The 22,959-nt window shown below is 70.0% G+C and carries 13 protein-coding genes; 9 read left to right on the top strand and 4 right to left on the bottom strand.

Annotation, left to right across the window (positions count from 1 at the left end; all coding sequences use genetic code 11):
- Positions 1-3: 3 nt before the first annotated feature.
- Together K4S16_RS36135 and K4S16_RS36130 are read right to left on the bottom strand one after the other, a co-directional pair.
- Positions 4-264, bottom strand: a complete 261-nt coding sequence (locus K4S16_RS36135; RefSeq protein WP_149263583.1) for a DUF3311 domain-containing protein — start codon at positions 262-264, stop codon at positions 4-6.
- A gap of 114 nt (positions 265-378) precedes the next feature.
- A complete protein-coding gene (locus K4S16_RS36130; protein ID WP_149263582.1) occupies positions 379-606 on the bottom strand; it encodes a DUF3311 domain-containing protein in 228 nt (75 codons plus the stop codon).
- 152 nt (positions 607-758) lie between these two features.
- On the opposite strand from K4S16_RS36130, the gene K4S16_RS36125 reads away from it, so the two are divergent.
- From K4S16_RS36125 to K4S16_RS36105, 5 genes are all read left to right on the top strand, one after another.
- Positions 759-2,303 (top strand): sodium:solute symporter, encoded by a 1,545-nt coding sequence (locus K4S16_RS36125; RefSeq protein ID WP_149263581.1) that lies wholly within the window; start codon positions 759-761, stop codon positions 2,301-2,303.
- Positions 2,300-2,932 carry an RNA polymerase sigma factor gene (locus K4S16_RS36120; protein ID WP_149263580.1) on the top strand — a complete coding sequence of 211 codons (633 nt, stop codon included), beginning with the start codon at positions 2,300-2,302 and terminating at the stop codon, positions 2,930-2,932. Before K4S16_RS36125 ends, K4S16_RS36120 begins: the two co-directional genes overlap by 4 nt.
- Entirely contained in the window at positions 2,929-3,213 is a 285-nt protein-coding gene (locus tag K4S16_RS36115) for a hypothetical protein (RefSeq protein ID WP_149263579.1), read from the top strand. The genes K4S16_RS36120 and K4S16_RS36115 overlap by 4 nt, the downstream gene beginning before the upstream one ends.
- A gap of 140 nt (positions 3,214-3,353) precedes the next feature.
- Positions 3,354-5,006 (top strand): LuxR family transcriptional regulator, encoded by a 1,653-nt coding sequence (locus K4S16_RS36110; RefSeq protein ID WP_149263578.1) that lies wholly within the window; start codon positions 3,354-3,356, stop codon positions 5,004-5,006.
- Between the two features lie 81 nt (positions 5,007-5,087).
- Positions 5,088-6,326, top strand: a complete 1,239-nt coding sequence (locus K4S16_RS36105; protein ID WP_149263577.1) for an NAD(P)/FAD-dependent oxidoreductase — start codon at positions 5,088-5,090, stop codon at positions 6,324-6,326.
- A 68-nt stretch (positions 6,327-6,394) separates the two neighbouring features.
- On the opposite strand, the gene K4S16_RS36100 is transcribed toward K4S16_RS36105, so the two are convergent.
- Positions 6,395-11,881 carry a DUF3320 domain-containing protein gene (locus K4S16_RS36100; RefSeq protein WP_149263576.1) on the bottom strand — a complete coding sequence of 1,829 codons (5,487 nt, stop codon included), beginning with the start codon at positions 11,879-11,881 and terminating at the stop codon, positions 6,395-6,397.
- A 583-nt stretch (positions 11,882-12,464) separates the two neighbouring features.
- Between K4S16_RS36100 and K4S16_RS36095 the strand changes: the two genes are divergently transcribed.
- The 3 genes from K4S16_RS36095 to K4S16_RS36085 are packed head-to-tail and all read left to right on the top strand — an operon-like array spanning position 12,465 to position 21,471.
- A complete protein-coding gene (locus K4S16_RS36095; protein ID WP_149263575.1) occupies positions 12,465-13,487 on the top strand; it encodes a serine/threonine-protein kinase in 1,023 nt (340 codons plus the stop codon).
- A gap of 59 nt (positions 13,488-13,546) precedes the next feature.
- Positions 13,547-16,324, top strand: coding sequence for a DEAD/DEAH box helicase (locus tag K4S16_RS36090; RefSeq protein WP_235037295.1), 2,778 nt, complete (start codon positions 13,547-13,549; stop codon positions 16,322-16,324).
- Entirely contained in the window at positions 16,321-21,471 is a 5,151-nt protein-coding gene (locus tag K4S16_RS36085; RefSeq protein WP_149263574.1) for a class I SAM-dependent DNA methyltransferase, read from the top strand. The genes K4S16_RS36090 and K4S16_RS36085 overlap by 4 nt, the downstream gene beginning before the upstream one ends.
- Before the next feature lie 685 nt (positions 21,472-22,156).
- On the opposite strand, the gene K4S16_RS36080 is transcribed toward K4S16_RS36085, so the two are convergent.
- On the bottom strand, positions 22,157-22,633 hold the full coding sequence (locus K4S16_RS36080; RefSeq protein ID WP_149263573.1) for an ATP-binding protein: 477 nt from the start codon (positions 22,631-22,633) through the stop codon (positions 22,157-22,159).
- Positions 22,634-22,690: 57 nt separating this feature from the next.
- On the opposite strand from K4S16_RS36080, the gene K4S16_RS36075 reads away from it, so the two are divergent.
- Positions 22,691-22,959 (top strand): helix-turn-helix transcriptional regulator (locus K4S16_RS36075; protein WP_149263572.1); only part of this gene is annotated, 269 nt, incomplete at its 3' end.

Here is a 22,959-nt window from a genome sequence, read left to right as displayed (position 1 = left end):
GGCTCAGCCCCGCTTCTTGGTCATCTGGTACACCAGGACGGTGCAGGCCACGCCCAGCGGGATGAAGGCCAGCTGGATCCAGTAGAAGGCGGGAAAGCCCGCCAGGCGGGGCTTGTCGCTGTTGTAGAGCAGGGTGAGCAGCGGGATCGCCACAGGGATGATCAGCAGCCAGTTCCACGGGCTCCGATCCGAGCGGTCCGCGCGGCCGTCCGGGGACGGCGACGGCCGCGGGTCCCGCGGCGGGTGGGCATCGTTTCTCGGCATGGGTGATCTCCTCGCGAGCTGAGGGATGGGACGGCCTGGACCGCGAAGGCGTCGCGGTCAGGCGTTCGGCCGGGGGCGTGGTGGGGAAGCCTGCACAGGCCCTCCCGCCGGTCGTCATCGGCTGGGCGGGCGGTCCCGGTGCCCGTGGAGCAGCAGGTACGCGACCAGCATGCAGACGACGACGCCGGGGATCCAGGCGAACTGGTACCAGTAGAAGAACGCCACCCCGGCCAGGCGCGGCGTCGAGCGGGCGTACCACGGCACGCACAGCAGCGCCACGACGGGCAGGGCCAGGCAGACTCCGGCGGCGACACGTCGCGCCGGTCGGATCGGCTTCGGCATCACGCCTCCGGTTTCACGGCTTCGTGGCAGAGTTGCCGACGCTCGCGATCCGGTTGACATCGAATTCCAGCGAATTTGCCGCCGGACCGTGTCAACCATGCACGTAACCTGCGCAACACAGAGGCAATGCAGGACGGATGCGGTGGTGACGGATGATCGAGCCGGTGAGCGTGGTGGCCTTCGCCGCCGTGGTCGGCGGGACGTCGCTGGCCGCGGTCGCGGCCCGCCGGTTCCACCCCGCCCCCGAGCTGCCCACCCTGGAGAGCTGGGCGCTCGCCGACCGGCGGATCGGCGCGCCCGCGATGTGGTTCCTGCTCGGCGGCACGATCTACACCGCCTACACCTTCGCCGCCGTCCCGGGCCTGGTGTACGGCATCGGGGCGCTGGCGTTCTTCGCCCTGGCCTACACCGTGATCGTGTACCCGATCGCCTTCGTGCTGCTGCCCCGCCTGTGGGCCGCGGCGCGGCCGCACGGGTACGTCACGGTGGCCGACTTCGTCCGCGGTCGGTACGGCTCCCCGGCGCTGGCGCTGGTCGTGGCCGTCACCGGTGTGCTGGCCACGATGCCGTACCTCGCACTGCAGCTCCTGGGCATCCGCGCCGTCCTGGCCGCGGGCGGGCTCTACCCGCGCGGGGCCGCGGGCGATCTCGCACTGATCGCTGTGTCCGCCGTCCTGGCGATGGCGACCTGCCGGCACGGGCTGCGCGCCCCCGCGGTGATCTCGCTGGTCAAGGGGACGGCGATCATCGGCTCGGTGGTGGCCGTGGTCGTGCTGGTCATGGGCCGCCTCGGCGGGCCCGGACCGATGTTCACCGGTGCTGAGCACCGCCTGTCGGCCGGTGGGAACGCCGGGGCGTCGCTGGTCCTGGAGCCGCAGATGTACTCCAGCTACGCCACCCTCGCGCTCGGGTCGGCGATGGCGCTGCTGATGTACCCGCACGTGCTGACCGCGGCCTTCGCCGCCACCGGACCGGACGTACTGCGCCGCACGTCGATCGCGCTTCCCGCCTGGACGGCGGTGCTCGGCCTGTTCGCGGTGCTGGGCGTCGCGGCCCTGGCCACCGGGATCGCCGCACCGCGGGGCAGCGCCGAGATCGCGGTGCCGCTGCTGGTCGAGGAGGTGACGCCGGCGGTGCTGACCGGGCTGGTCTTCGGCGCCCTGGCCGTCGGCGTGCTCGTTCCGGCGGCGGTGATGTCGATCGCGGTGGCGACCCTGTTCGTCCGCAACATCTACGTCGAGTTCTTCCATCCGACGGCCACGCCCAAGCACCAGCGGCGGATCGCGCAGACGGTCTCGGTCGCGGCCAAGGCCGGAGCCGTGGTGTTCGTCCTCGGGCTGCGCGACCAGGACGCCATCAACCTCCAACTGCTGGGCGGTGTGTGGATCCTGCAGACCTTGCCGGCGGTGGCCGTCGGCCTGTACACCCGGCGGCTGCACCATGTGGCGCTGCTCGGCGGGTGGGCGGTCGGCATGGTCGCGGGGACCCACATGGTGGTCAGCGCCGGGTTCACCTCGGTCATTCACGTGGGGCTGGGCGGGTGGCAGGTGCAGGCGTACGCCGCGGTCGTCGGCCTCGGGCTCAACCTGCTGACCGCCGCGGTGCTGACGCCGCTGCTCGACTGGATGGGCGTGCCGCGCGGCCCGGACCTGACATCGTCGGCCGACTCCCGGCCCGGACTGGAGACGACTGCATGAGTGCTCTGCGATCTGGCGTCCCGGTGCCCGCACCGCAACTTTCTCCGGACGTCGCCGCGCTCGCCCCGCCCCGCGGCGCGGCGCCGCCGGTGTCGTCCGCGCAGGCGCCCGCCACGGGGCAGACCGACGCCGACATGCGCGCCTTGGACCGCGAGGCCGTGCTGACGAGGCTTTTTGACCTGCACTATCCCGGGCTCCTGCGGCTGGCCGTGCTGCTCGGTGCCGACGACGCGGAGGACATCGTCTCCGAGGCGTTCTGCCAGTTGCACCGCCGATGGAACAGGTTGCGCACCCCGGACGCCGCGCTGCCCTACCTCCGATCGGTGGTCTGCAACCTGACCCGCATGCGGCTGCGTCACCTCCAGGTCGTCCGCAAGCACATCGACCGGGGGATGGACGCGGTGCAGTCGGCCGAGAGCGCCGCCCTGCTGCACGAAGACCAGCGGGCGCTGGTCACGGCGCTGCAGCGCTTGTCGGCGCGGCAGCGCGAGGCGCTGGTCCTGCGATACTGGCTGGGGCTGAGCGAAAGCGATATCGCCACCTCGATGGGCATCTCGCAGGGCGCCGTCAAAACGCACGCCGCCCGCGGCATGGCCACTCTGACCAAGCTCATGCAGGAGCGACGATGAGAAGCGGTCCCGCCCCTACAGGAGATCAGTTGCGCGCCGCCCTCGACGCGCTCACCGACGGCGTCCACCCGGCGCCGGACGCCTACCAGCGGGTCCGGCGCGAGTGGCGGCGCCGGGAACGCCGGCGCCGCCGGATCGTCGCCACTCTCATGGCCGTCCTGTTCGTCTGCGCCGACGCCGTGGGCCTGTGGGCGCTCAACCAGGCCGATGACCGGCCCCACGTCATCTTCAACGATTCAGTGCCGCCCCAGCACCGGACTCCGGCGATCGACCCGCCGTGAGCGAGCCCGGCGACCGCCGCAGGGAACGGCGGACCCGTCGCGCGTGCTCGGAGGCGGCACCCGACCCGCGAAGCCCGCTACGAGCATCCGTCGTACCTTGACCTGCGGCGGGCGGGGCCCCATGTGGTGAGGTGGGAAGTGTGACCACCGGAGACGCCCTTGAGCTGGGCCGGAGTTCGTTCGCCGGCGGGCGGTGGGCGGAGGCGTGCGCCCACCTGTCCGCGGCGGACCAGGAGGCGGGCCTCGAACCCGCGGACCTCGAACGGTTCGCCACGGCCGCCTACCTGATCGGCAGGGACGCCGACAGCGCCGCGCTCTGGGAGCGGGCGCACCGGTCGCTCGCCGGGCGCGGCGAGACCGCACGGGCCGCGCGGTGCGCGTTCTGGCTGGCCTTCCAGCTGCTGAGCGGCGGTGACGCCGCCCTCGGCGGCGGCTGGCTCGCGCGGGCCGGGCGGCTGCTGGACGACGGCGGCCACGACGGCGCCGAACGCGGCTACCTGATGGTGGCTGCGGCCCAGCAGCGGGTCGTGGAGGGGGACGAGGAAGGCGGCGGGGCCCTGGCGGCGCGGGCCGCCGACACCGGTGAGCGGTGCGCCGAGCCCGACCTCGTGATCCTCGCCCGGCAGGTCCGGGGACGGGCCCTCATCCGCCAGGGGAGGGCCCCCGAGGGGGTGGCGCTGCTCGACGAGGTGATGGTCGCCGTCACGGCCGGGGAGGCGTCGCCGATCGTCGCGGGGAACGTCTACTGCAGCGTGATCGAGGCGTGCGAGGAGACCCTGGACGTCCGCCGCGCGACGGAGTGGACGAGGGCGCTGACCCGCTGGTGCGAGTCCCAGCCCGACCTGGAGCCGTTCCGCGGCCAGTGCCTGGTGCACCGGGCGGAGATCATGCAGCTGCACGGCGCCTGGCCGGACGCGGTCGAGGAGCTGCGGCGCGCGTGCGAGGTCTTCGGGCGCAGGACCGGCGACCCGGCGGTCGGCGCCGCCTACTACCGGCGGGCGGAGCTGGACCGGCTGCGCGGCAGGCACGCGGAGGCCGAGGAGCTCTACCGGACGGCGAGCAGATGGGGCCGTGAACCGCAGCCGGGCTTCGCGCTGCTCCGGCTCGCCCAGGGGCGGACGGACGCGGCGTCCGCGGCGATCCGCCGGGCCGCGGGCGAGCGGCCCGACCCCGGGTCGAGGGCCGGGGTCCTCGCCGCGTGCGTGGAGATCATGCTCGCCGTGGGCGACGTCCCGGCCGCCCGGTGCGCCGCCGACGAGCTGGCGGGCATCGCCGCCGAGCTCGGCGCGCCGCTGCTGCGCGCGACGGCGGGCCAGGCGCGGGGCGCGGTCGCGCTCGCGGAGCGCGACGCCCGGGCGGCCCTCGTGGAGCTGCGCCGGGCGTGGGCCGGCTGGCGGGAGCTCGACGTGCCGTACGAGTCCGCGCGGGTCCGGGTGCTGATCGGCCTGGCCTGCCGGGCGCTCGGGGACGAGGACGGCGCCGAGATGGAACTGGACGCCGCCCGCTGGATCTTCCGGCAGCTCGGCGCCGCGCCGGACACGGCCCGGGTGGAGGCGTTGTCGGGCCGCCGCGCGGCGGGGGTGCTGACCGCCCGCGAGACCGAGGTCCTCGCGCTCGTGGCGACGGGGCGCACGAACCGCGCGATCGCCGCCGACCTGTTCCTCAGCGAGAAGACGGTGGCCCGCCACGTCAGCAACATCCTCGGCAAGCTCGGCCTGTCCTCCCGCGCGGCCGCCACGGCGTACGCGTACGAGCACGACCTACATAGATCTGCCCACGAGCGCCCAGGCTGATTTGCACCCTCCTCCCGAAGCGCCGGACGGCCGCCCGTGCCTAGCGTCGTCAGTAGAGGCCCGGTCTTGGGAGGAGCCGTCATGGAAGAGACAGACACACTCGTCATCGGCGCGGGTCAGGCGGGGCTGGCCACCAGCCACTGGCTGACGAAGGCGGGCGTGGAGCACCTGGTGGTCGACCGGCGGGACCGGCTCGGCGGCGGCTGGAACGACCGCTGGGACAGCCTTCACCTCGTCGCGCCGAACTTCACCGTCATGCTGCCCGGCATGCCCTACGCGGGCCCCGATCCGGACGGGTTCATGCCGCGCGCCGAGGTCGTGGAGCACCTGACCGAGTACGCCGCCGTGATCAACGCCCCCGTCCGCCTGGGTGTCGACGTCGAGCGGCTGGCGCCCGCGGACGGCGGTTTCGTCGCGCATACGGGCTCAGGTGCGATTGCGGCGCGCAACGTCGTGCTCGCGACCGGCCCGTACCAGCGTCCGAAGACCCCGCCCGCCGCCAGGGGGCTCGCGCCCCACGTCAGGCAACTGCACTCCGCCGACTACCGGCGCCCCGGACAGCTGCCGGACGGCGGGGTCCTCGTGGTCGGGACGGGCCAGTCCGGGACGCAGATCGCGGAGGAACTGCACGACGCCGGACGGGAGGTCCACCTGGCCGTCTCGGACTGCTTCGCCGTGCCCCGCCGCTACCGGGGCCGCGACTCCATCTACTGGCTGCTCCAGGCGTTCCTGCACGGCGCGGAGGTCGGGGTGCCGTTCCCGACCGTGGCGGACCTGCCCTCGCCCGCCGCCCGGTTCGCTTGCGACCCGCACGTCTCGGGCAAGGACGGCGGCCACGACATCGACCTGCGGGAGTTCGCGCGCCGCGGCATGCGCCTCTACGGACGCCTGGAGTCCGCCGACGGCGCGACCGTGCGGTTCAGCGACGACCTCGCCGAGCGGCTGGCCCGCGCGGAGACGAGGTTCGAGGAGGAGTTCCGTCCCCTCTTCGACGCCTATATCGCCGCGGCCGGGATCGACGCGCCGCCCGACGACCGCCCGCCGGCGAGCACCCGCGTCCCGGACACCGCCACCGAACTCGACCTCGACGCCGCCGGGATCGGCACCGTCCTGTGGGCGACCGGCTTCCGCCTCGACTTCTCCTGGGTGGACGTGCCCGTTTTCGACGAGTGGGGCTACCCGCGCCACACCAGGGGCGTCACCGAGCACCCCGGCCTGTACGCGGTGGGCCTCCCGTGGCTGCACTCCGAACCGTCCTCGGTGTTCGCCGGGGTCGGCGCCGACGCCGCCCACATCGTCGACCACATCGCCGCCCGCTGATCAAGCCGCCCGGCTCCGCGGCGCGGCTCGCGCGGTCGCCGCGTGCCGGATGCGCGCGGCCGTGTGCTTCAGACTCCGGCCAGTGTGATCCGGTTGGGAAAGCCCTGGATGCGGTGTTCTTTCTGGAGTCGACGAAGGTCGTCCGAGAGAGCCCTGGCGATGTCGGGCCCCCGGCGGCTCCAGCCGAAGAAGCGGGCCGTGTGGATGGTCAAATCGTCCTCATCGATGCCGGGCGACTCGCCGATGACGCCGAGGAGGGCGAGGCGCCGCTCCGCGGGAGGAACCTCGGAGACCTTGCGGAGCACCCCGTCCCCCGGCGCCCGGGCCACGACCTGGCGTCCTCGCAGGGTGATGGTGTCGCCGTCCTGTTCGACATCGGCATCGCGCCTGATCAGGTCGCCCAGCGCCTTGTCGAGGTTCGCGCGGATGCGCGGGCCGAGCCGTTCGACGCCCCACACCGCCGCCGTCCTCCGGTACAGGACGTCGCGCTGGATCGGTGCCTCGACTTCCAGCGCCTCCCGGAACAGCCTCTGGAGAAGGCTGCGTGATTCGGGCTCGTGCATCTCGTAGTAGTAGAGGTGGCCTTCGAGGCGCGCACGGCGGTAGGGAGCGGCCCAGCCGCGTTCTCGCCCGTCCTCCGCGGATTCCATGGTCACCCGTGCCGGTTCCGCCTGAGGCGGTTCGGGGACGGCCTCGGCCGGGCCTTCATCGTCGGGCCCGTCCTCCTCCGACAGGGCGATGGCCGATTCGACGGCCCCGCGCAGCCTGGCCTCCGCCTCGGGGCGGTTGCGGTACCAGTCGGTGCCCCAGATGCGGTGCAGCTTCCAGCCGAGGCCGCGAAGGACCTCCTCCCGCAGGCGGTCGCGGTCCCTCGCGGCCTTGGACGAGTGGTACATCGCGCCGTCGCACTCGACCCCCAGCGCGTACCGGCCAGGGCGGGCGGGATGGCGTACGGCCATGTCGATCCGGTAGCCGCCCACCCCGACCTGCGGCTGGACGTCGAAGCCCCAGCCGGTGAGGACGTCCAGCACGGACTCCTCGAACGGGCTCTCGGGCCCCGCGTCTTCGCTGAGCGGTCTGTGCTCCAGGACGGCGGGGCCGTGTTCGGCGTAGTCGAGGTACTTCTTGAAGAAGTCGCGGCTCCTCGGGCCGCCCTCCCGGATCTCTGAGCCGGAGATGGACGAGACGACCTCGACGCGGTGCCGGGCGCGGGTCACGGCGACGTTGAGGCGCCGCCAGCCGTTCTCCCGGTTGAGCGGGCCGAAAGCCATGGTGAGTCGCCCGTCGGGGCTCGGCCCGTAGCCGACCGAGATGATGACGACGTCCCGTTCGTCGCCCTGCACGGTCTCCAGGTTCTTGACGAAGAACCCGTTGAGCCGGTCTCCGGAGAAGAAGGGTTCGAGTTCCGGAGCGCCGGCGCGGGCCCGCTCCACCGCGTCCTCGATGGCATGCGCCTGCGCTTCCGACATCGCCACTACGCCGAGGCTCATGTTCGGGCGCGTGCGGTAGTGGTGCAGGACGCGTTCGGCGACGGCGTCCGCCTCGATCGGGTTGCGGCGGGTGCGCCCGCGCTCGTAGACGCCCGGGACCTTGGTGAAGGTGACGCCGACGTCGTCGCCGGACTCGGATGCCCCGGGGAAGGTCACCAGGCCGTCACCGTAGAACCAGCGGTTGCTGAAAGCGATGAGCCCCTCGTGGCGGCTCCGGTAGTGCCACGACAGCGGCAGGCTGCGGATGAGGCCGCTGCCCTTGCACATGTCGAGCAGCGAGTCGAAGGAGTCGGGGACCTCCTCGTCGTACTCGTCGTCGCCCGAGTCGTCGGCCTGGGCGAAGAAGTCGGTCGGCGGCAGCTGCTTCTGGTCGCCCGCGACGATGAGCGAGCCGCCCCGGTAGACGCAGTTCACGGCGTCCTGCGGGAGCACCTGCGACGCCTCGTCGAAGATCACGACGTCGAAGCGGTATCCGGCGGGCAGGAACTGGCTGACCGTCAGCGGGCTCATCATGAAGCAGGGCTTCACCAGCGGGACGATGTCGGCGGTCCGGTCGAGGAGCGTCCGCACCGGCATGTGCCTGCTGCGCTTCTCGGCCTCCCGCTGGATGACGGCGGCCTGCCCGACGTTGGGCCGGGGACGCCGCGCGTTGCACGCTTCGATCACCTGGGCGTGGGCGCCCGCGACGAGGGCCCGGTCGAGGTCGCGGAACAGCTCGACGAGCCGGTCCCGCTCGACCGCCCGGACGGGCGCGAGCCGCGAGTCGGCGGTCATCACCTCTTCCGCCCAGGCCTCCAGGACGGCCCGCTCGACGGCCCGCGGGAAGCCCGCGCCGTCCAGGCCCTTCGCGGCGGCCCGCTCGACCAGCCCGTCGAGGCCGTGGCGGCGCAGGGTCGCCCGAGCATCCTGGTAGGAGCCCCACTCGTCGGGTCCGGACCGGTCGGCGGCGAGCAGGCCGGTGAGATCGCCGAACGCCCCGGGCGTGCCGGTGAGCCGGGCGTGCAGGTCGTGCCGCCGGTCGGCGGCGAAGAGCTGGGCGAAGTCGGTGACGGCGGCGCGGAACGCGGTCCACGCCCTGCGCAGTTCCTCGTCGGGCTCCGCCGCGAGGAGCGCGCGTGCGGCGCGCCCGGGCATGGGCTCGTCCGGCCCCCGGACACCGGCGACCCAGTCGAGCGCGCCGGAGAGCGCGGCCAGGTCGGTGTCCAGTCCGGAGTAGAGGGCGCCCAGCAACCGCTCGTCATCAGCCCCGCGGGACAGGACGGCGTCGCGCTCGGCGCGCACCGCCTCCACCCGGGCGGCGGCGCGGCGGGCTCGCCCGAGGGTGGGCGGCGCGGGGCTCGCGAGCACGGGCCGCACCGCGGCGACGAGGTCCGCGGCGCCGGCCAGAGGCCGCAGATGGGCCGAGTACCAGGCGATGGCGTCGGCGAGGGTCCCGTTCGCCAGCCTCGGGCGCCCCCCGTGCCGCGGCGCAGGGACGAGCGTCCGCCGCCACCCGTCGAGCAGCTCTCGGACGTGGTCGGCGCTCGCGCAGATTCCGGAGTCCGGGCGGCCGTCGGCGCTGACCTGCCCGGCGAGGGCGGAGGGGATCCGTACCGCCGCGCCGATCCGCCCGATCTCCTCGGCGGCCGCCAGCAGCTCCCGGACGAGCGGGAAGTCGGTGCGTTCGCCCTGCCAGTAGCGCCCGAGGAGCCGGCCCTGGGCGGCGGCCGCCCGGTCCAGGGCCTTCGCGGCGTCGCACCAGGCCAGGGCCTGGGGGAGCAGTGCGGCGGCCTCCTTGCTCCACTCGCCGGACGCGGTCAGCTCGGCCAGCCGCCGCTTGTCGCCCCGGTGGGCGCCGGAGAGCTTCCCGAGCCCGTGGGCCTCGCCGAACCGCCGGACGAGGTCCGGGAACTCCGGCGCGGCGAGGACGTCCTCGGTGAAGACCCGGCCGGCCACGGCCCTGGCCTGGGCGAGCGCGGCCACCAGACCTTCGAGTTCGGCGGCGGCGCGGGCGGCGGAGGCCCGGCCCTCGCTCGTCAGCCAGGCCGCTTCGGGGCGGTGCGGCCGCCGCGCGAAACCGGTCAGCTCGCACAGGGCGTGCGCCTGCTCGAAGGTGTCCGGGGCGGGCATCCCGTAGACGGCGGCGACGTCGGCGAGGGACGACTCGGCGGTGCGCAGCTTCTCCACCGCGTCCCGGAAGCCGGCCCCGAGTCCGCGGAGCTCCTCCTCGGTCAGTTTCGGCAGGTCGAGTCCTTCCGGGGCCAGCCCGGCGAGCGAGGTCTCCTCGGGCGGCGGCCCGGTGGGGAGCCCGGCGGGCAGCCCGTCCCAGCCCGGGCCGACTTCGGCGGCGACGGCGGCGGCCGCGGCCCGCAGTGAGGTCAGCCGCCTGCGGAACCCGCTGACCTCGGCCTCCAGCGCGGGCAGGCTCGGTGCGGTGAGCCAGGCCTCCGGGACGCCGGGGCGTCCGGCCGCCGCGTCGAGCAGGGCGAGCAGCCCTTCGGCGGCGCCGAGTTCGGTGAGGCCGAGGGGCTCGGTCAGGTCGGCGTGCGCGGCGACGCGGTGCTCCAGTGCGTCGGCGCGCTCCCGCAGCATCTGGAGCCGCGCCTGCGGGCGCCCGGCGCCCGTGAGGCCCCGCCACGCGAAGCCGGGGCCTTCGGCGACCGGCCGCCAGGCGTCGCCCAGCCTCTGCGCGGCGGCGCGGATCTCCTGGAATCCCTCGGCGGTGAGACCGTCCGGCAGCGCCGTCGGCAGCGGTGGGACATCGGCCAGCGCGCTGAGCCGTCCGAGCACGTCGTGGAGGGGCAGGCCGAACGGCGGCCGGGTCTCGTTCATGGCCGCGGCGTACGCCGACAGCTCCCGGCGGGTCCGCAGCAGGCGCTGCCGGTCCTCCTCGGCCCCGCTGCGGACGGCCTTCGGGCGTTGGGAGAGGGCGTCTCCGAGCGTCTTCGCGACCTCTTTGCGGCTCGCGTGGTGGCTGTGCAGGGCGAGGACGAACGATCCGAGCCCCGCGGAGTCGAGGCGATCGCGGACCACGTCCAGCGCGGCGGCCTTCTCGCTGACGAAAAGGACGCTGCGGCCCTTGTGCATGAGCGCCGCGATCATGTTGGCGATGGTCTGGCTCTTGCCGGTGCCGGGCGGGCCGTCCATGACGAACGACCGGCCGTCGAGCGCCGCCGCGACGCACTGGCGCTGCGAGGAGTCGGCGTCGAGCACGAGCGGGGTCTCCTCGGGCGGCTGGAGGTCGTCGATCCGGTCGGCGTCGAGGGGCTCGAAGTACAGCTCGTCCGCGGGCAGTCCGGCGGCCTCGCCGAGCCCGATCGCGCGCACCAGGGGATGGGCCAGGATCTGGTCCTCGTTGTCCAGCAGGTCCCGGTACATGGCCTCCTTGTGGGAGCGGAACGTGGCGAGCACCACGTCCTCGGTGACCTCCCAACCCGGGCGCCCCGCTGTCGCCGCGCGCACCGCGTTGAGCGTGCTCGGCAGGTCCTTCATGTCGTCGGGGTCGGGCCAGTCGAGGCCGAGGTCGGCCATCTTGACCGCCAGGGCCGGGTTGGGCGCGCTCTCCTCGCTCGCCTCGGCGACCAACCGGTAGGCGCCGGGACCGAGGCGGTCGAGCCGGACGGGCAGGAGCAGCAGCGGCGCCGAGCTGAATCCCTCGGCGCCGGGCTCCTTCCACTTGAGGAAGGCCACTCCGAGATGGAGAGGCCACAGGCCCGTGTCGTTGAAGACCTGGTTGGAGTCCCGGTAGAGCCTGCGCAGGGCGGCGTCCAGAGCGGGCTGGGTCGTCTTCTGCGTGACGATGCCGCCGGCGGCTCCGGCGGCGGCGAGGATCTCGTCCTCGTCCTCGGCATCGAACGGGGCGTCGGGACCGTCCTCGGGCAGCGGGGCGAACGCGAGGCCGGTGTCGAGGCCGACGATCAGCGGCCCGGCGGCGGGCGATCTGATGGCGAGCGTGGCGGTCCGGGTGTGCCGGAAGTTGAGCAGCCGGTTCCGGCCGCTGAGATCGATCAGTTTGTCGCGCCACGCGCCGAGGACGTTCCGCATCCGTGCCCGCTGCATCGGGCCCGCCTCTGGCACCCCCGGCATCGCGCTCCCCTTTCCGCCAGGCGCGTCCGGCGAGGCCGTGGCCGGGCCGCTCTGGTGTTCTCGGCGTTTCGATTCCTGTGCGCACGGGACCGGACAAGGGCACGGGCACAGGCACGAAGTTGGGACGCGGGTCACCGGGGTCCGGTTGCCCGCGGGACGCCGGCCGCGAACCCCCTCCACCGGCGGCACCCGAAGCGGTCTCCCGCCCGATGGGCAGGGCGGTCCATGGCTCTACCAGGGGTGATGTCCTGGCGGTGGATCGCGGCGCGGCGGGCGTCGGCGTGAAGGCCCCGTTGGCATCCGCGTTTTACCGGAGAGGCTGACCGAATACGGTCAGCCTCTTCGCGCGTCCCAGAAGAACCGGCGACCGAAATCCGTCCCACCGGCTCTACCTGGGATGACGCTTCCCCGACAGGAAAGGGCAGCGAGCCCTTTTCCATAAGGGATCCCGGGTGGCCCACCGTCACCGCGCCGCGACGGGCGGAGAACGCTGTCACGGCCACCTGCGCGGACCTATCCTGACTGCCCGGCCCGATGTGGCCGGAGTGTCCTGGTCCGCTCCGTCCGGCGAAGGCAGGTGGCGATGAAGCCGCTCGAACCGTCCGATCCTCGGGAGATCGGCGGCATAGAGCTGCACGGCAGGCTCGGCCAGGGCGGAATGGGCGTCGTCTACTTAGGGGTCACCCCTGACGCGGAGCAGGTCGCGGTCAAGGTGATCCGGGACGGCCTCGCGAACCAGGAGGGCATCCGCGAGCGGTTCGACCGCGAGGTCCTCGCGCTGGGGATGGTCCAGGGGCCGCGCGTCGCGGGGTTGGTGGCCGCCGCCGAGCCGGGCGCCGAGACGCCGTGGCTGGCGATGGAGTACGTGCGGGGCGAGACGCTCAGGGAGTACCTGGAGACGCGCCCGGCCCTCAGCACCGAGATGGGCGCGGTCCTGGGCGTCCTTCTGGCGGAAGCGCTCACCGAGATCCACGCCGCCCGGATCCTGCACCGCGACATGAAGCCCGCCAACGTCCTGCTCGGCCCGGACGGCCCGAAGGTCATCGACTTCGGCCTGGTCGACCTCACCGAGGCCGACGAGAGCCTCACCCAGACCGGCCTGCGGCTCGGCACCCCCGGCTTCATGTCGCCCGAGCAGGTCGAGTCCGCGAAGGACCTGACGCCCGCGACAGACGTGTACTCGCTGGGCGCCACGCTGCTCTACGCGCTGACCAAGCACCTGCCCTACCAGGCGATGAACGGGCACGCGCTGTACTTCGCGATCGCCGACCCGGACAAGAAGCCGGACCTGTCGGGGCTGCCCGCCTCGCTGGCGCCGGTCGTCGAGGCGATGACGGCCCACGACCCGCGGGTCCGGCCGACCCCCGCCGAGGCCTCCAGGGAGTTCCGCCAGGTGCTCGCGAGCGCCGGACTGTCCCTGCACGACGCCCGCGTCCACTTCGCGACGCTCACCTACGTGGAGCGGCCCGACGACCCGCCGCCCGGCATCGAGCCGCCCCGCCGGCCCGCCCGGCCCCGACATCGGGAGCGCTCGGTGCCCCGTCCGGTCGTGGCGGCGCTCGCGGACCGGTTGGCCCTCGCCTACGGCCCCGGTCCCACCCTCTGACCCCCGCGGCTGCCCCCTGGGCAGTCCCCCCGGCGACAACGAAACAAGGAGCCCCCCGAGTGATCTCCTCCGCAGAGCCCGCGACCCCGTTCGCGCCCGGCGCGCGCATCGAGGTCCGCGACGCGGAGTGGATGGTGCGCACGTGCACCCCCATCCGCCCCCGCGTCTTCAAGATCACTGCGGTGGGGGTCTCGGAGTTCGTGCGGGACGAGGACGCGGTCTTCTTCACCGACATCGAGCACCCCGTCCAGCTCCGCCCCGAGGACACCCAGCTCGTCGCCGACACGTCCTCGGCGTTCGCGCGCAGCCGCCTCTACCTGGAGTCGGTGCTGCGCCGCACGCCGCTGCCGCAGTCGGAGCGGGGGCTCGCGCTCGCCGACCGGTTCCTGCTCGACCCGCTCACCTACCAGCAGCGCCCGGCGGAGCTGGCGCTGAAGGGGCTCCGGCCTCGCATCCTCCTCGCGGACGTCGTGGGGCTCGGCAAGACCCTGGAGATCGGGCTGATCCTGGCGGAGCTGATCCGGCGGGGACGCGGCGAGCGCATCCTCGTGGTCACGCCGCAGCAGGTCCTCGAACAGTTCCAGCACGAGCTGTGGACGCGGTTCGCGATCCCACTCGTCCGCCTCGACTCGGTCGGCATCGAGCGGATCCAGCGCGACATCCCCGCCGGACGCAACCCGTTCCTGTACTACAAGCGCGTCATCATCTCCGTCGACACCCTCAAGAACCAGGGCAAGTACGGGCAGCACCTGGAGAACATGCAGTGGGACGCCGTCGTCATCGACGAGTCCCACAACCTCATCAACGAGGGCAACCTCCGCAACAAGCTCGCCCGCCTGCTCTCCAAGCGCACCGACGCGCTGCTGCTGGCGAGCGCGACCCCGCACAACGGCGACGCCAAGTCGTTCGCCGAGCTGATCAACCTGCTCGACCCCGCCGCCATCGCCGACCCGAAGGACTACTCGGCCTCCGACATCGACCACCTCTACATCCGCCGGACGAAGATCAGCGACGAGGTGAGCGACCACATCAGCGCCAAGTGGCCCGACCGGGGCCCGTCGGTGGCGGTGCGCAGCCCCGCCACGCCCAGGGAGGAGGCGATCTTCGCCGAGCTGGCGGAGGTCTGGCTGCCACGCCCGGACGGCGCAGGCGCCTCGGTGGTCGACCACGACCGCCGCCTCTTCCCCTACACCCTCGCCAAGGCGTTCCTGTCCTCGCACGTCGCGCTCGGCGCGACCATCACCAAGCGCTTGAAGAAGGCCGAAGAGCCCCGGGAGATCGAGGCCCTCAACGACCTCGCGTTCCTCGTCCAGCAGATGGACGACGAGGACTCCGCCAAGCGCAGGGCCCTCGTGGACGAGTTGAAGCGCATCGGAGTGAAGGCCAAGGGCACGATGCGCGCCGTCGTGTTCTCCGAGAGCATCCCGACCCTGGAATGGCTCGCGGAGACCGTCCCGGCCGAGCTCGGACTCGCCGCCGACCAGGTGCAGGTCATGCACGGCGGCTTCTCCGACCAGCGCCAGCAGGAGATCGTGGAGGACTTCTCCCTCGCCGACAGCAAGGTCCGCCTGCTGTTCACGGGCGATGTGGCGTCCGAGGGCGTGAACCTGCACCGCCAGTGCCACCACCTGATCCACTACGACCTGCCGTGGAGCCTCATCCGGATCGAGCAGCGCAACGGCCGCATCGACCGCTACGGGCAGGAGCACCAGCCGCAGTTCCGCGCGCTCATCCTGACCTCGCAGACAAAGGGAGCCCTGGACGACACCACGGTCGCCGAGAAGCTGCTGAGGCGCGAGGAGGCGGCGCACCGCAGCCTCGGGACGGCCGAGGCCGTGACCCGCGAGTTCACGGCGAAGAAGGAGGAGGACCGCCTCATCCAGGACCTCCTCCACGGCAAGTCGGTCGAGGAGTCCCTCGCGGAGGCGCCGCCCGTCGACATCATGGCCCAACTGCTCGGTGCCGTGGAGCAGGGGGAGGCCCGCGCCGAGGTCAGGCGGGCCCGCGTCCCGAAGCTGTTCGGTTCGACGGAGGAGTTCGTCCGCGAGGCCCTGCGGACCGTCTGCCCGGACCTGCGGATCGACGACGACGGCGAACTGCTCGCGTTCGAGCCGCCCGGCGACCTCGTCCACCGGCTGTCCGCGCTCCCCGCGTCCTACCTGCGCACCCACAAGATCAAGGAGCGGATGAAGGTCACCTTCGACCGGGACCTCGCGCAGCGCAAGCTGGACGAGGCCCGCCGCACCAAGACCATGTGGCCCGACATCGCCTACCTGTCGGACCTGCATCCGATGGTGGAGTGGCTGGTGGACAAGGTGCAGGTGCAGCTCGTCCGCCGGGCGGCCCCCGTCATCGCCGCGAAGGTGGACGAGCCGACGTTCCTCGTCCAGGGCATCTACTCCAACGCGCTCGGCCAGCCCACGGTGGTCGAGTGGATGGCGATCAGCGGCCTGCCCGGCGCCCCGGTCGTCCGCGACATGACCGAGGTCCTCGCCCAGGCCGGCGTCGGCCCCAAGATGATCAACACTAACCGGGCGCCCGGCCTGGACCGCCTCACCCCGCTCATCGAGCCCGCGGTCGCGGCCGCCCGCCGCCACCTGGACGAGCAGCGCGACCGCCACGACGACGAGGTGGCCCGCCCGCTGCGCGAGTACGACGGGCAGCTCGAGATGTGGGAGCGGCAGAGCCTGGAGAGCCTCGCCGGGACATCGAACGGGACGAAGAAGCGGAGCCAGGTGAACGACACCGTCGCCGACCAGAAACGTCTGCTCCAGAGCTTGGAGACGACAGGGGAGCCGCTGCTGCGCATCCTCACCGTGCTTGAGGGGGACTCGTGACCTACGACTCGATCGTCAACCGCGGCGACTACTTCTCGGCCCACTACCTGGCCGAGGTCCTCCCCAAGGACCTGAAGAAAAAGGATGGACTGCTCGCCCGCTGGGCCGAGGCCGAGAAGGACGGCGAGCACACCCCGCGCACCGGCCTGCGCGCCCTCAAGCGCGACTACTTCAAGCAGCGCCCGTTCTTCGCGGAGAGGTTGGAGACCGTCCGCGAGGGCGGCGAGATTCGCAACGCCGAGGAGTGGGAGAAGAACCTCCACGAGCTGCACGGCGACATCCTGCGTGCCCTCGGATTCCAGGCCGAGCCGCGCGTCCTGGCCGTCGAGCGGTCGGACAAGCGGTACGAGGTCGCCGTCGCGCACGCCGAACCCGCCGACCGCCCCAGCGTCGTCGCGGTCGAATGCGGATGGGCCCCGGACGTCGATGCCGCCCTCGACATCGCCGAGGCCGGACGGCTCCTCACCCCAGTCGAACTCGACCACCCGCACATGCTCCGCACCGGCGACAAGCTCGCGTCCTGGCTGTTCGCCACCGACGAGCCGCCCCGCTACGTGCTGATCCTCGCGGGCGGCGTCGTCATCCTCGCCGACCGGATGACCTGGGGCGAGGGCCGCTACCTCGCCGTCAGCCTGGACGTCGCCCTCGGCCGCAGCACCGCCGCGTCCGCCGAGATCGACACCATCGCCGCCCTCTTCGGCGCCGACTCGCTCCTGCCACCCGAGGAGGGAGGAGCCGAACCCCTCGCCGAACTGCTCTCCGGCTCCCGCCAGCACGCCGTCGGCGTCTCGAAGGAGCTTCGAGAAGGACTCCGCGAATCCGTCGAGATCATCGCGAACGAGGTCCTCGACCGGATGCGGGAACAGGGCGTCCGGCCCGAAGAGGTCATGGAACCGGCCGCCTTCGCCAAGAGACTCGGCCGCGAATCCCTCCGCTACCTCTACCGGATTCTCTTTCTCCTGTACGCCGAGGCCCGCCCGGAACTCGGCATCCTCCCCACCAACGACGAGGCGTACATCAAGGGCTACAGCATGGCCCGCCTCGGAGACCTCGTCATCCGGGACTTGGTGTCGGAGGAGTCGCGCCGCAGCGTCCACCTGTACGAGTCGCTCGACCTGCTGTTCCGCATGGTCAACGAAGGCCACAACCCGCGCGCCGCGGGCGTTCCCCTGGGCTCTGAGGGCGAGGGACTCCGCTTCGAACCCCTCAAGTCGGACCTGTTCGACCCGGCCCGCATCCGCCTCATCGGCAAGGCCGCGATCGACCTGGACGAGGACGATCCCGACGCGCAGCCCATCGACACACGACTCCGCAACGAGGCGCTCTACAAGGTGCTGCGCCTCCTCATGCTCGCCAAGGGCAAGCGCAATGAGCGCGGCGGATTCATCTCGTACGCGCAGCTCGGCATCAACCAGCTCGGCGCGGTGTACGAGGGGCTGATGTCGTACACCGGGTTCATCGCCAAGGAGGAGCTGTACGAGGTCGCCAAGAACGGCGACGCCAAGGACGGCTCCTGGATGATCCCCGCCTCCAAGATCGACGACTACGAGGACGCCGTCTTCGTCCGCCGCGTCGATGAGAACGGAATCAAGACCGACGAGCGCGTCCGTTACAGGCCCGGCGCGTTCGTCTACCGGCTCGCCGGCCGCGACCGCCAGACCAGCGCCTCGTACTACACGCCCGAGTCGCTGACGCAGGTCACGGTGCAGTTGGCGCTTCGCGAGCGACTCGACCAGGACGGGACGACCACCAGGGCCCGCGAGATCCTCGACTGGACGATCTGCGAACCCGCCCTCGGCTCCGGCGCCTTCCTCAACGAGGCCATCAACCAGGTCGCCGCCGAGTACCTCAAGCGGCGCCAGGCCGAGAAGGACCAGAGCCTCGAACCCGACATCTACGCGCACGAGCTCCAGAAGGTCAAGGCGTACATCGCCCTGCACAATTCCTATGGGGTCGACCTCAACGAGACGGCGGTCGAGCTGGCCGAGGTCTCGATCTGGCTGAACGTCATGCACGAGGGCTTGCAGGCCCCGTGGTTCGGCCTGCACCTGCGCCGGGGCAACTCCCTCATCGGCGCCGGCCGCCGCCTGTACGAGACGGACCACCTGAAGAAGAAGGCGTGGCTCACCACCGCGCCGAACGACCACCCGTTCCGCGACGGCCCGATCCCCGACGGCCACATCCATCACTTCTTGCTGCCCGCCCAGGGCTGGGGAGCGGTCGCGAGCGAGAAGGAAGCCAAGAACCTCGCCCCCGAGGACGCCAAGCGCCTTGGCGACTGGCGCAAGGGGATGCTCAAGGACCCGTCCACCAAGAAGAAGCAGGGTCAGAAGCTCACCCAGGTCCAGCGCCTCCAGGGCCTCGCTGGCCGCGCCGAGTACCTGTGGGCCCTGGTCGTCAAGCGCCTGGAGTTGTCGGAGAAGGACATCAGCCGCCGCATCCACGTGTGGGGTGCTGATGACCTGCGTGAGCCGGGAGAGGAGGTCGTCTCCCGCGAGCAGATTCTCGACGACCTGACCTACCCGGGGACGCCCTACTGGCGTCTTAAGACCCTGATGGACACGTGGTGCGCCCTCTGGTTCTGGCCGCTCGACAAGGCCGGTCTGGTGGACGGCTCCGACGGCATCTATGAGCGGTTGAAGGACAACGTCCTCGACAGCATCCCGCCCACGCCCGTCGCGATCGAGGCACCGGACCCCGCCCCGGCCGGATTCCCGCAGTCCTGGGAGCCTGCAGCGCTCTTCGGCGACGACCCTGTCCAGATGTCCATCAACCAGCAGAAGCCGCGCTCGAAATCACCGCGCAAGCCTGCCCGCGTCGAGCGCCGCCAGGTGATCCCGCTCGCCGACCTGGACGACTGGCTCGACTTTGCCGAGGCGCTCCTCGGCAGTGCGGACAACACTGAAGGGACCCTGGGAGCTCATGTTGAGTCTTTGGCGAAATTGGGAGCGTTCGAAAACCAGCTCCCCGGCTGGATGGGTATGGATTCGCCCAACAGGCTTGAGGACCGTTTCCCCTGGCTCAAGGTCATCACGCACCCTCAGGATGGCATTGCTGCACAACAGGGTTTCTTTCACTGGGAACTTCAGTTCGCCCAGATCTTCCACAAGGGCGGCTTCGACCTCCAAGTGGGTAATCCGCCTTGGGTGCGGCCTACATGGGTGGAAGGGCAAGTTCTTGCAGAGTGCGAACCGTGGTTCATGTTGGTTGAGAATCCAGCCAACGAAATATGGAACGCTCGCAAGGAGGAAGTTCTCCGTATTTCGCGTAACCAAGACTTTTATCTTTCTGAGGTTGCCGCGCTAGAGGGTGCCGCTAACTTTGTTGGCGCGCCAGCCATATATCCCCTACTCGCAGGCACTCAGCCGGATCTCTATCGTGCGTTTATGTCGCGTGTATGGACGGGGCTCGGGGCTCACGGCACAGCAGGTCTCCTGCATCCGGATACTCATTTCACTGGCGATAGAGAGCGACGCATCCGACGTGAGGCGTACAAAAGGCTTCGACTTCACGCCGACTTTGTCAATACGGGCAATCGTTTTTTTCCTCCGCCGGTTGACCGGAATACCCATGTGGGGCTGCACATTTACGGGATTCCGCAAAAGATCGGCTTTTTCCACCTGAGCTGGCTTTTCAATACAAAAGCGCTGGTCGACTCTTTTGGGCACGATAGTTCAGGAGCTCTCCCTGGCATTAAGTACCGTCATGACTGGGATGAGCGGCCTCATCGAGCACGTGTAATTAAGGTAGATCTAGACGTGCTGGAAGCTTGGCGCGTCCTACTTGGTGATGATTGTGCCCCAGAGGAGGGGCGTATCCTGTATCCGGTCAGTATGGCCGAACAGGAAGCCCTGAAAGTCCTTGAACGTTATACGATGCGCCTAAGTCAGCTCAAAGTCCAGATCAGCTCGGGATATCACGAGAAGGGCGCGAAGAAGGAAGGTTTGATTCGTCTAAAGCTCTGGGATCCGAGCGACTGGAAGGAAGTTGTCCTTAAAGGGCCTCAATTCGGTGTGGCGACACCGTTCTTCAAGCAGCCGCCCAACACGGGCACAAAAGGCCGACCGCAAGATCTGGTATTCCTTTCTGAAAATGCTTTGCCTCGGTCGGAATATGTGCGCGCCTGTGACAATAATATCTATCGACGAGCGCAAGATCTATGGGTGGATTATCTGCAACTGAAAGACACTCTTTCGTCTCCTTCGGAGATAGCGCAAGCGCGCTCGACGGTCGCGGCGAGTAGCGGTATCTCGCCAGCTGAAGTGTCCGACGAGTCGGTTCGCTCTCTTATTGCCGAGAAAGTGCGTCGGCCTTACAGTGAATTTTATCGGGTTATATGGCGCCGAATGATTCCCGACAACACGGATCGCAGTCTTTTTCCGGCAATTTGTCCGCCAGGGCCTACGCATGTTGACTCCGTTAACTCAATGATACTGGACAGCCCTAGGGCCACCGCGCTCGTTGCCGGATTCTGGTCTGCATTGTCAGTCGATTATCTACTGCGTATAACCGGAACGAGCGATCTGCGCGTGTCAAAAGCGCGGAATATGCCCGCTCCGCGGTCAGGGCATCCGCTAGAGATTCCACTTCTTTTGCGCACTCTTCGACTGAATTGTCTGACGAGGGCTTATGGCGAATTGTGGGAGCATCTATATTCTCATGAATGGCGTCAGGAAAAGTGGGCTGTTAAATGGCATATCTTTAGTGCACTAGGAGCGGTCGGCCCTAAATGGGATAGCGGCACTCCCTTGCGAACAGAGGCTCAGCGAAGAGCAGCACTAGTCGAGATAGACGCTTTGGTGGCAGTCTGGATGGGGTTGTCCGCTGAGCAGCTTGTGGCAATGTACCGTGCTCGATTTCCGCAACTCTTTGGATATGAATCGGACATGTGGTTTGATGTCGAGGGTGCGAAGATCGCTGCGAATTGGAACTCCTACGGGACCAAACAGACGAAGGATGCCTACGAGCGTCTATGTGGCCACCTACGCGATCCGGAGAGCGTACCGCCGCCAGCGGGATACAGGGCGCCGTTCTATAAGGCGGATCGAGAGGCTGAGTACCGGGCGGCGCATGCTGTGTTCTCGGAGCGGTTGGAGCGGGCGAAGGCTGAGGGGTGGACGCCCGATGGTGGGGGCTCGTCTGCGTGATGTTGGGCCGACTTGCTTCTAGCCGTTCTGGTAGATGCGTGTGCGGGGTGAGATCGGGTATTGGCTTGCGGCGTGTCGGCTGACGTGGCGGGATCGCTGGCGTTCACACACTTTCCTGTCCGATGAGGAAGTCGCCGCGCAGGGCGCTATCCCCGTGCGCCTCGTTCCCATCGCCGTTCCGGGTCCGACTGGTGATCCGGCCGGACGGTTCAGTGCTTCGCTAGGATTCCCACCCTGCTCAGGATTTCCGCGCGCGATCCGCGATCGGCACTCGCCGAAGTCTTGCGGGTGTCGATGTCGGTTGTGAAGCATGATGGCCCGCGTCTGAACAACGGAAACCACGAGTGCCCCAATGGCGATCAGCACGGCACTGGCGGCGGTGATAGTGTCCGCTTCCATCGGAGCTCCTCGGTTGACACCTAACCCGGCGCTACCCCGGCACTCTTTGGACCTGGCCCAGAGTGTTCTGGTTCCCGCCCGCGGGGCGGCCCGCGGTGTTCGGTTTGGGGCTTCCCAGGTAACCCCACTGAGACGTCGTTCTCGTTCCGTCTATGCGTGAAGTCTTGTGTGAGGGCTCAAAAGAACTATTGTGCAATTGGCGAGTGGGGCAGCGTGGACGTTGACCTGTGTGTGTTGGTCCTATGAGACTTCCCGTAGGGGCCACACACAAGTCGTTGCGACCGGGTCATGGTTTGAGTCTGGCCCAGATCCATTTGCCTCCTGCTGGGTCGGGGGAGTAGCCGCACTCGGTGGCTAGGGCCGCGACGATCGGGAGGCCTCTGCCGCCGTTGTCGTCCCAGCGCTCCTCGGAGACGTCCAGTGTGTCGAGCGTCAGCTCCACCAGTGGGCGGACTTGCGGCTTGGTGGGGCTGGCGTCCCATACGGCGATGAGGACGCCGGCGACGTCGCGGCTGCACTGGTAGCGGATCTCCTCGCCGGGTGTGGCGACCACGGCGTTCGTGATCAGTTCCGAGGCGATCAAGAATGCATCGTCCGAAATATGAGCACAGCCCCATTTGTGGAGGCGTGCCATCGTCAGCGTGCGCGCCAGTCCCGGCGCGGCCTTCGACGCCAGCATGGAGAGCAGCAGGCAGTCTGGCGTGGTGATCATTTGCGACCCAGCCTTCCTGGAGAGATTTACGATCTGTGTCTCCAGGATCACGTTTCGTGGCTACGATGCGTTGTATACGTAAACCCCGTAAACAATGGGAGGCCCTCGGTGACCGCTGCTGACGAGCTTGATCCGATGTCCTCGCTATATGCTTGGCTGGCCTACGACCTGCGAGTTTACAGAAAAAGGCACGGTATGACCGGCACGCAGGTCGGAAAGATCATTGGCTACGTCCGGTCGCATGTTTCGAACCTGGAGGCAGGCAGGGTCCAGCTCGACATGAAGCAGGCCAGGCAACTTGACGAGGCATGGGATACGGGTGGCCACTTCGAGCGACTCCTCGCCTTCGCCCGCAAGGGACATGATCCAAATTGGCT

The sequence above is a fragment of the Actinomadura sp. K4S16 genome (genome assembly GCF_008327685.1).
In the GTDB taxonomy this organism is placed as follows: Bacteria; Actinomycetota; Actinomycetes; order Streptosporangiales; family Streptosporangiaceae; genus Spirillospora.
This window is presented reverse-complemented; position numbering and strand designations above follow the sequence as displayed.

Excerpts from the sequence above, each read along its gene's own strand:
- K4S16_RS36130 (WP_149263582.1), bottom strand. The coding sequence starts at position 606 with ATGCCGAAGCCGATCCGACCGGCGCGACGTGTCGCCGCCGGAGTCTGC.
- K4S16_RS36115 (WP_149263579.1), top strand. The coding sequence starts at position 2,929 with ATGAGAAGCGGTCCCGCCCCTACAGGAGATCAGTTGCGCGCCGCCCTC.
- K4S16_RS36105 (WP_149263577.1), top strand. The coding sequence starts at position 5,088 with ATGGAAGAGACAGACACACTCGTCATCGGCGCGGGTCAGGCGGGGCTG.
- K4S16_RS36135 (WP_149263583.1), bottom strand. The coding sequence starts at position 264 with ATGCCGAGAAACGATGCCCACCCGCCGCGGGACCCGCGGCCGTCGCCG.
- K4S16_RS36100 (WP_149263576.1), bottom strand. The coding sequence starts at position 11,881 with ATGCCGGGGGTGCCAGAGGCGGGCCCGATGCAGCGGGCACGGATGCGG.
- K4S16_RS36095 (WP_149263575.1), top strand. The coding sequence starts at position 12,465 with ATGAAGCCGCTCGAACCGTCCGATCCTCGGGAGATCGGCGGCATAGAG.
- K4S16_RS36125 (WP_149263581.1), top strand. The coding sequence starts at position 759 with ATGATCGAGCCGGTGAGCGTGGTGGCCTTCGCCGCCGTGGTCGGCGGG.
- K4S16_RS36120 (WP_149263580.1), top strand. The coding sequence starts at position 2,300 with ATGAGTGCTCTGCGATCTGGCGTCCCGGTGCCCGCACCGCAACTTTCT.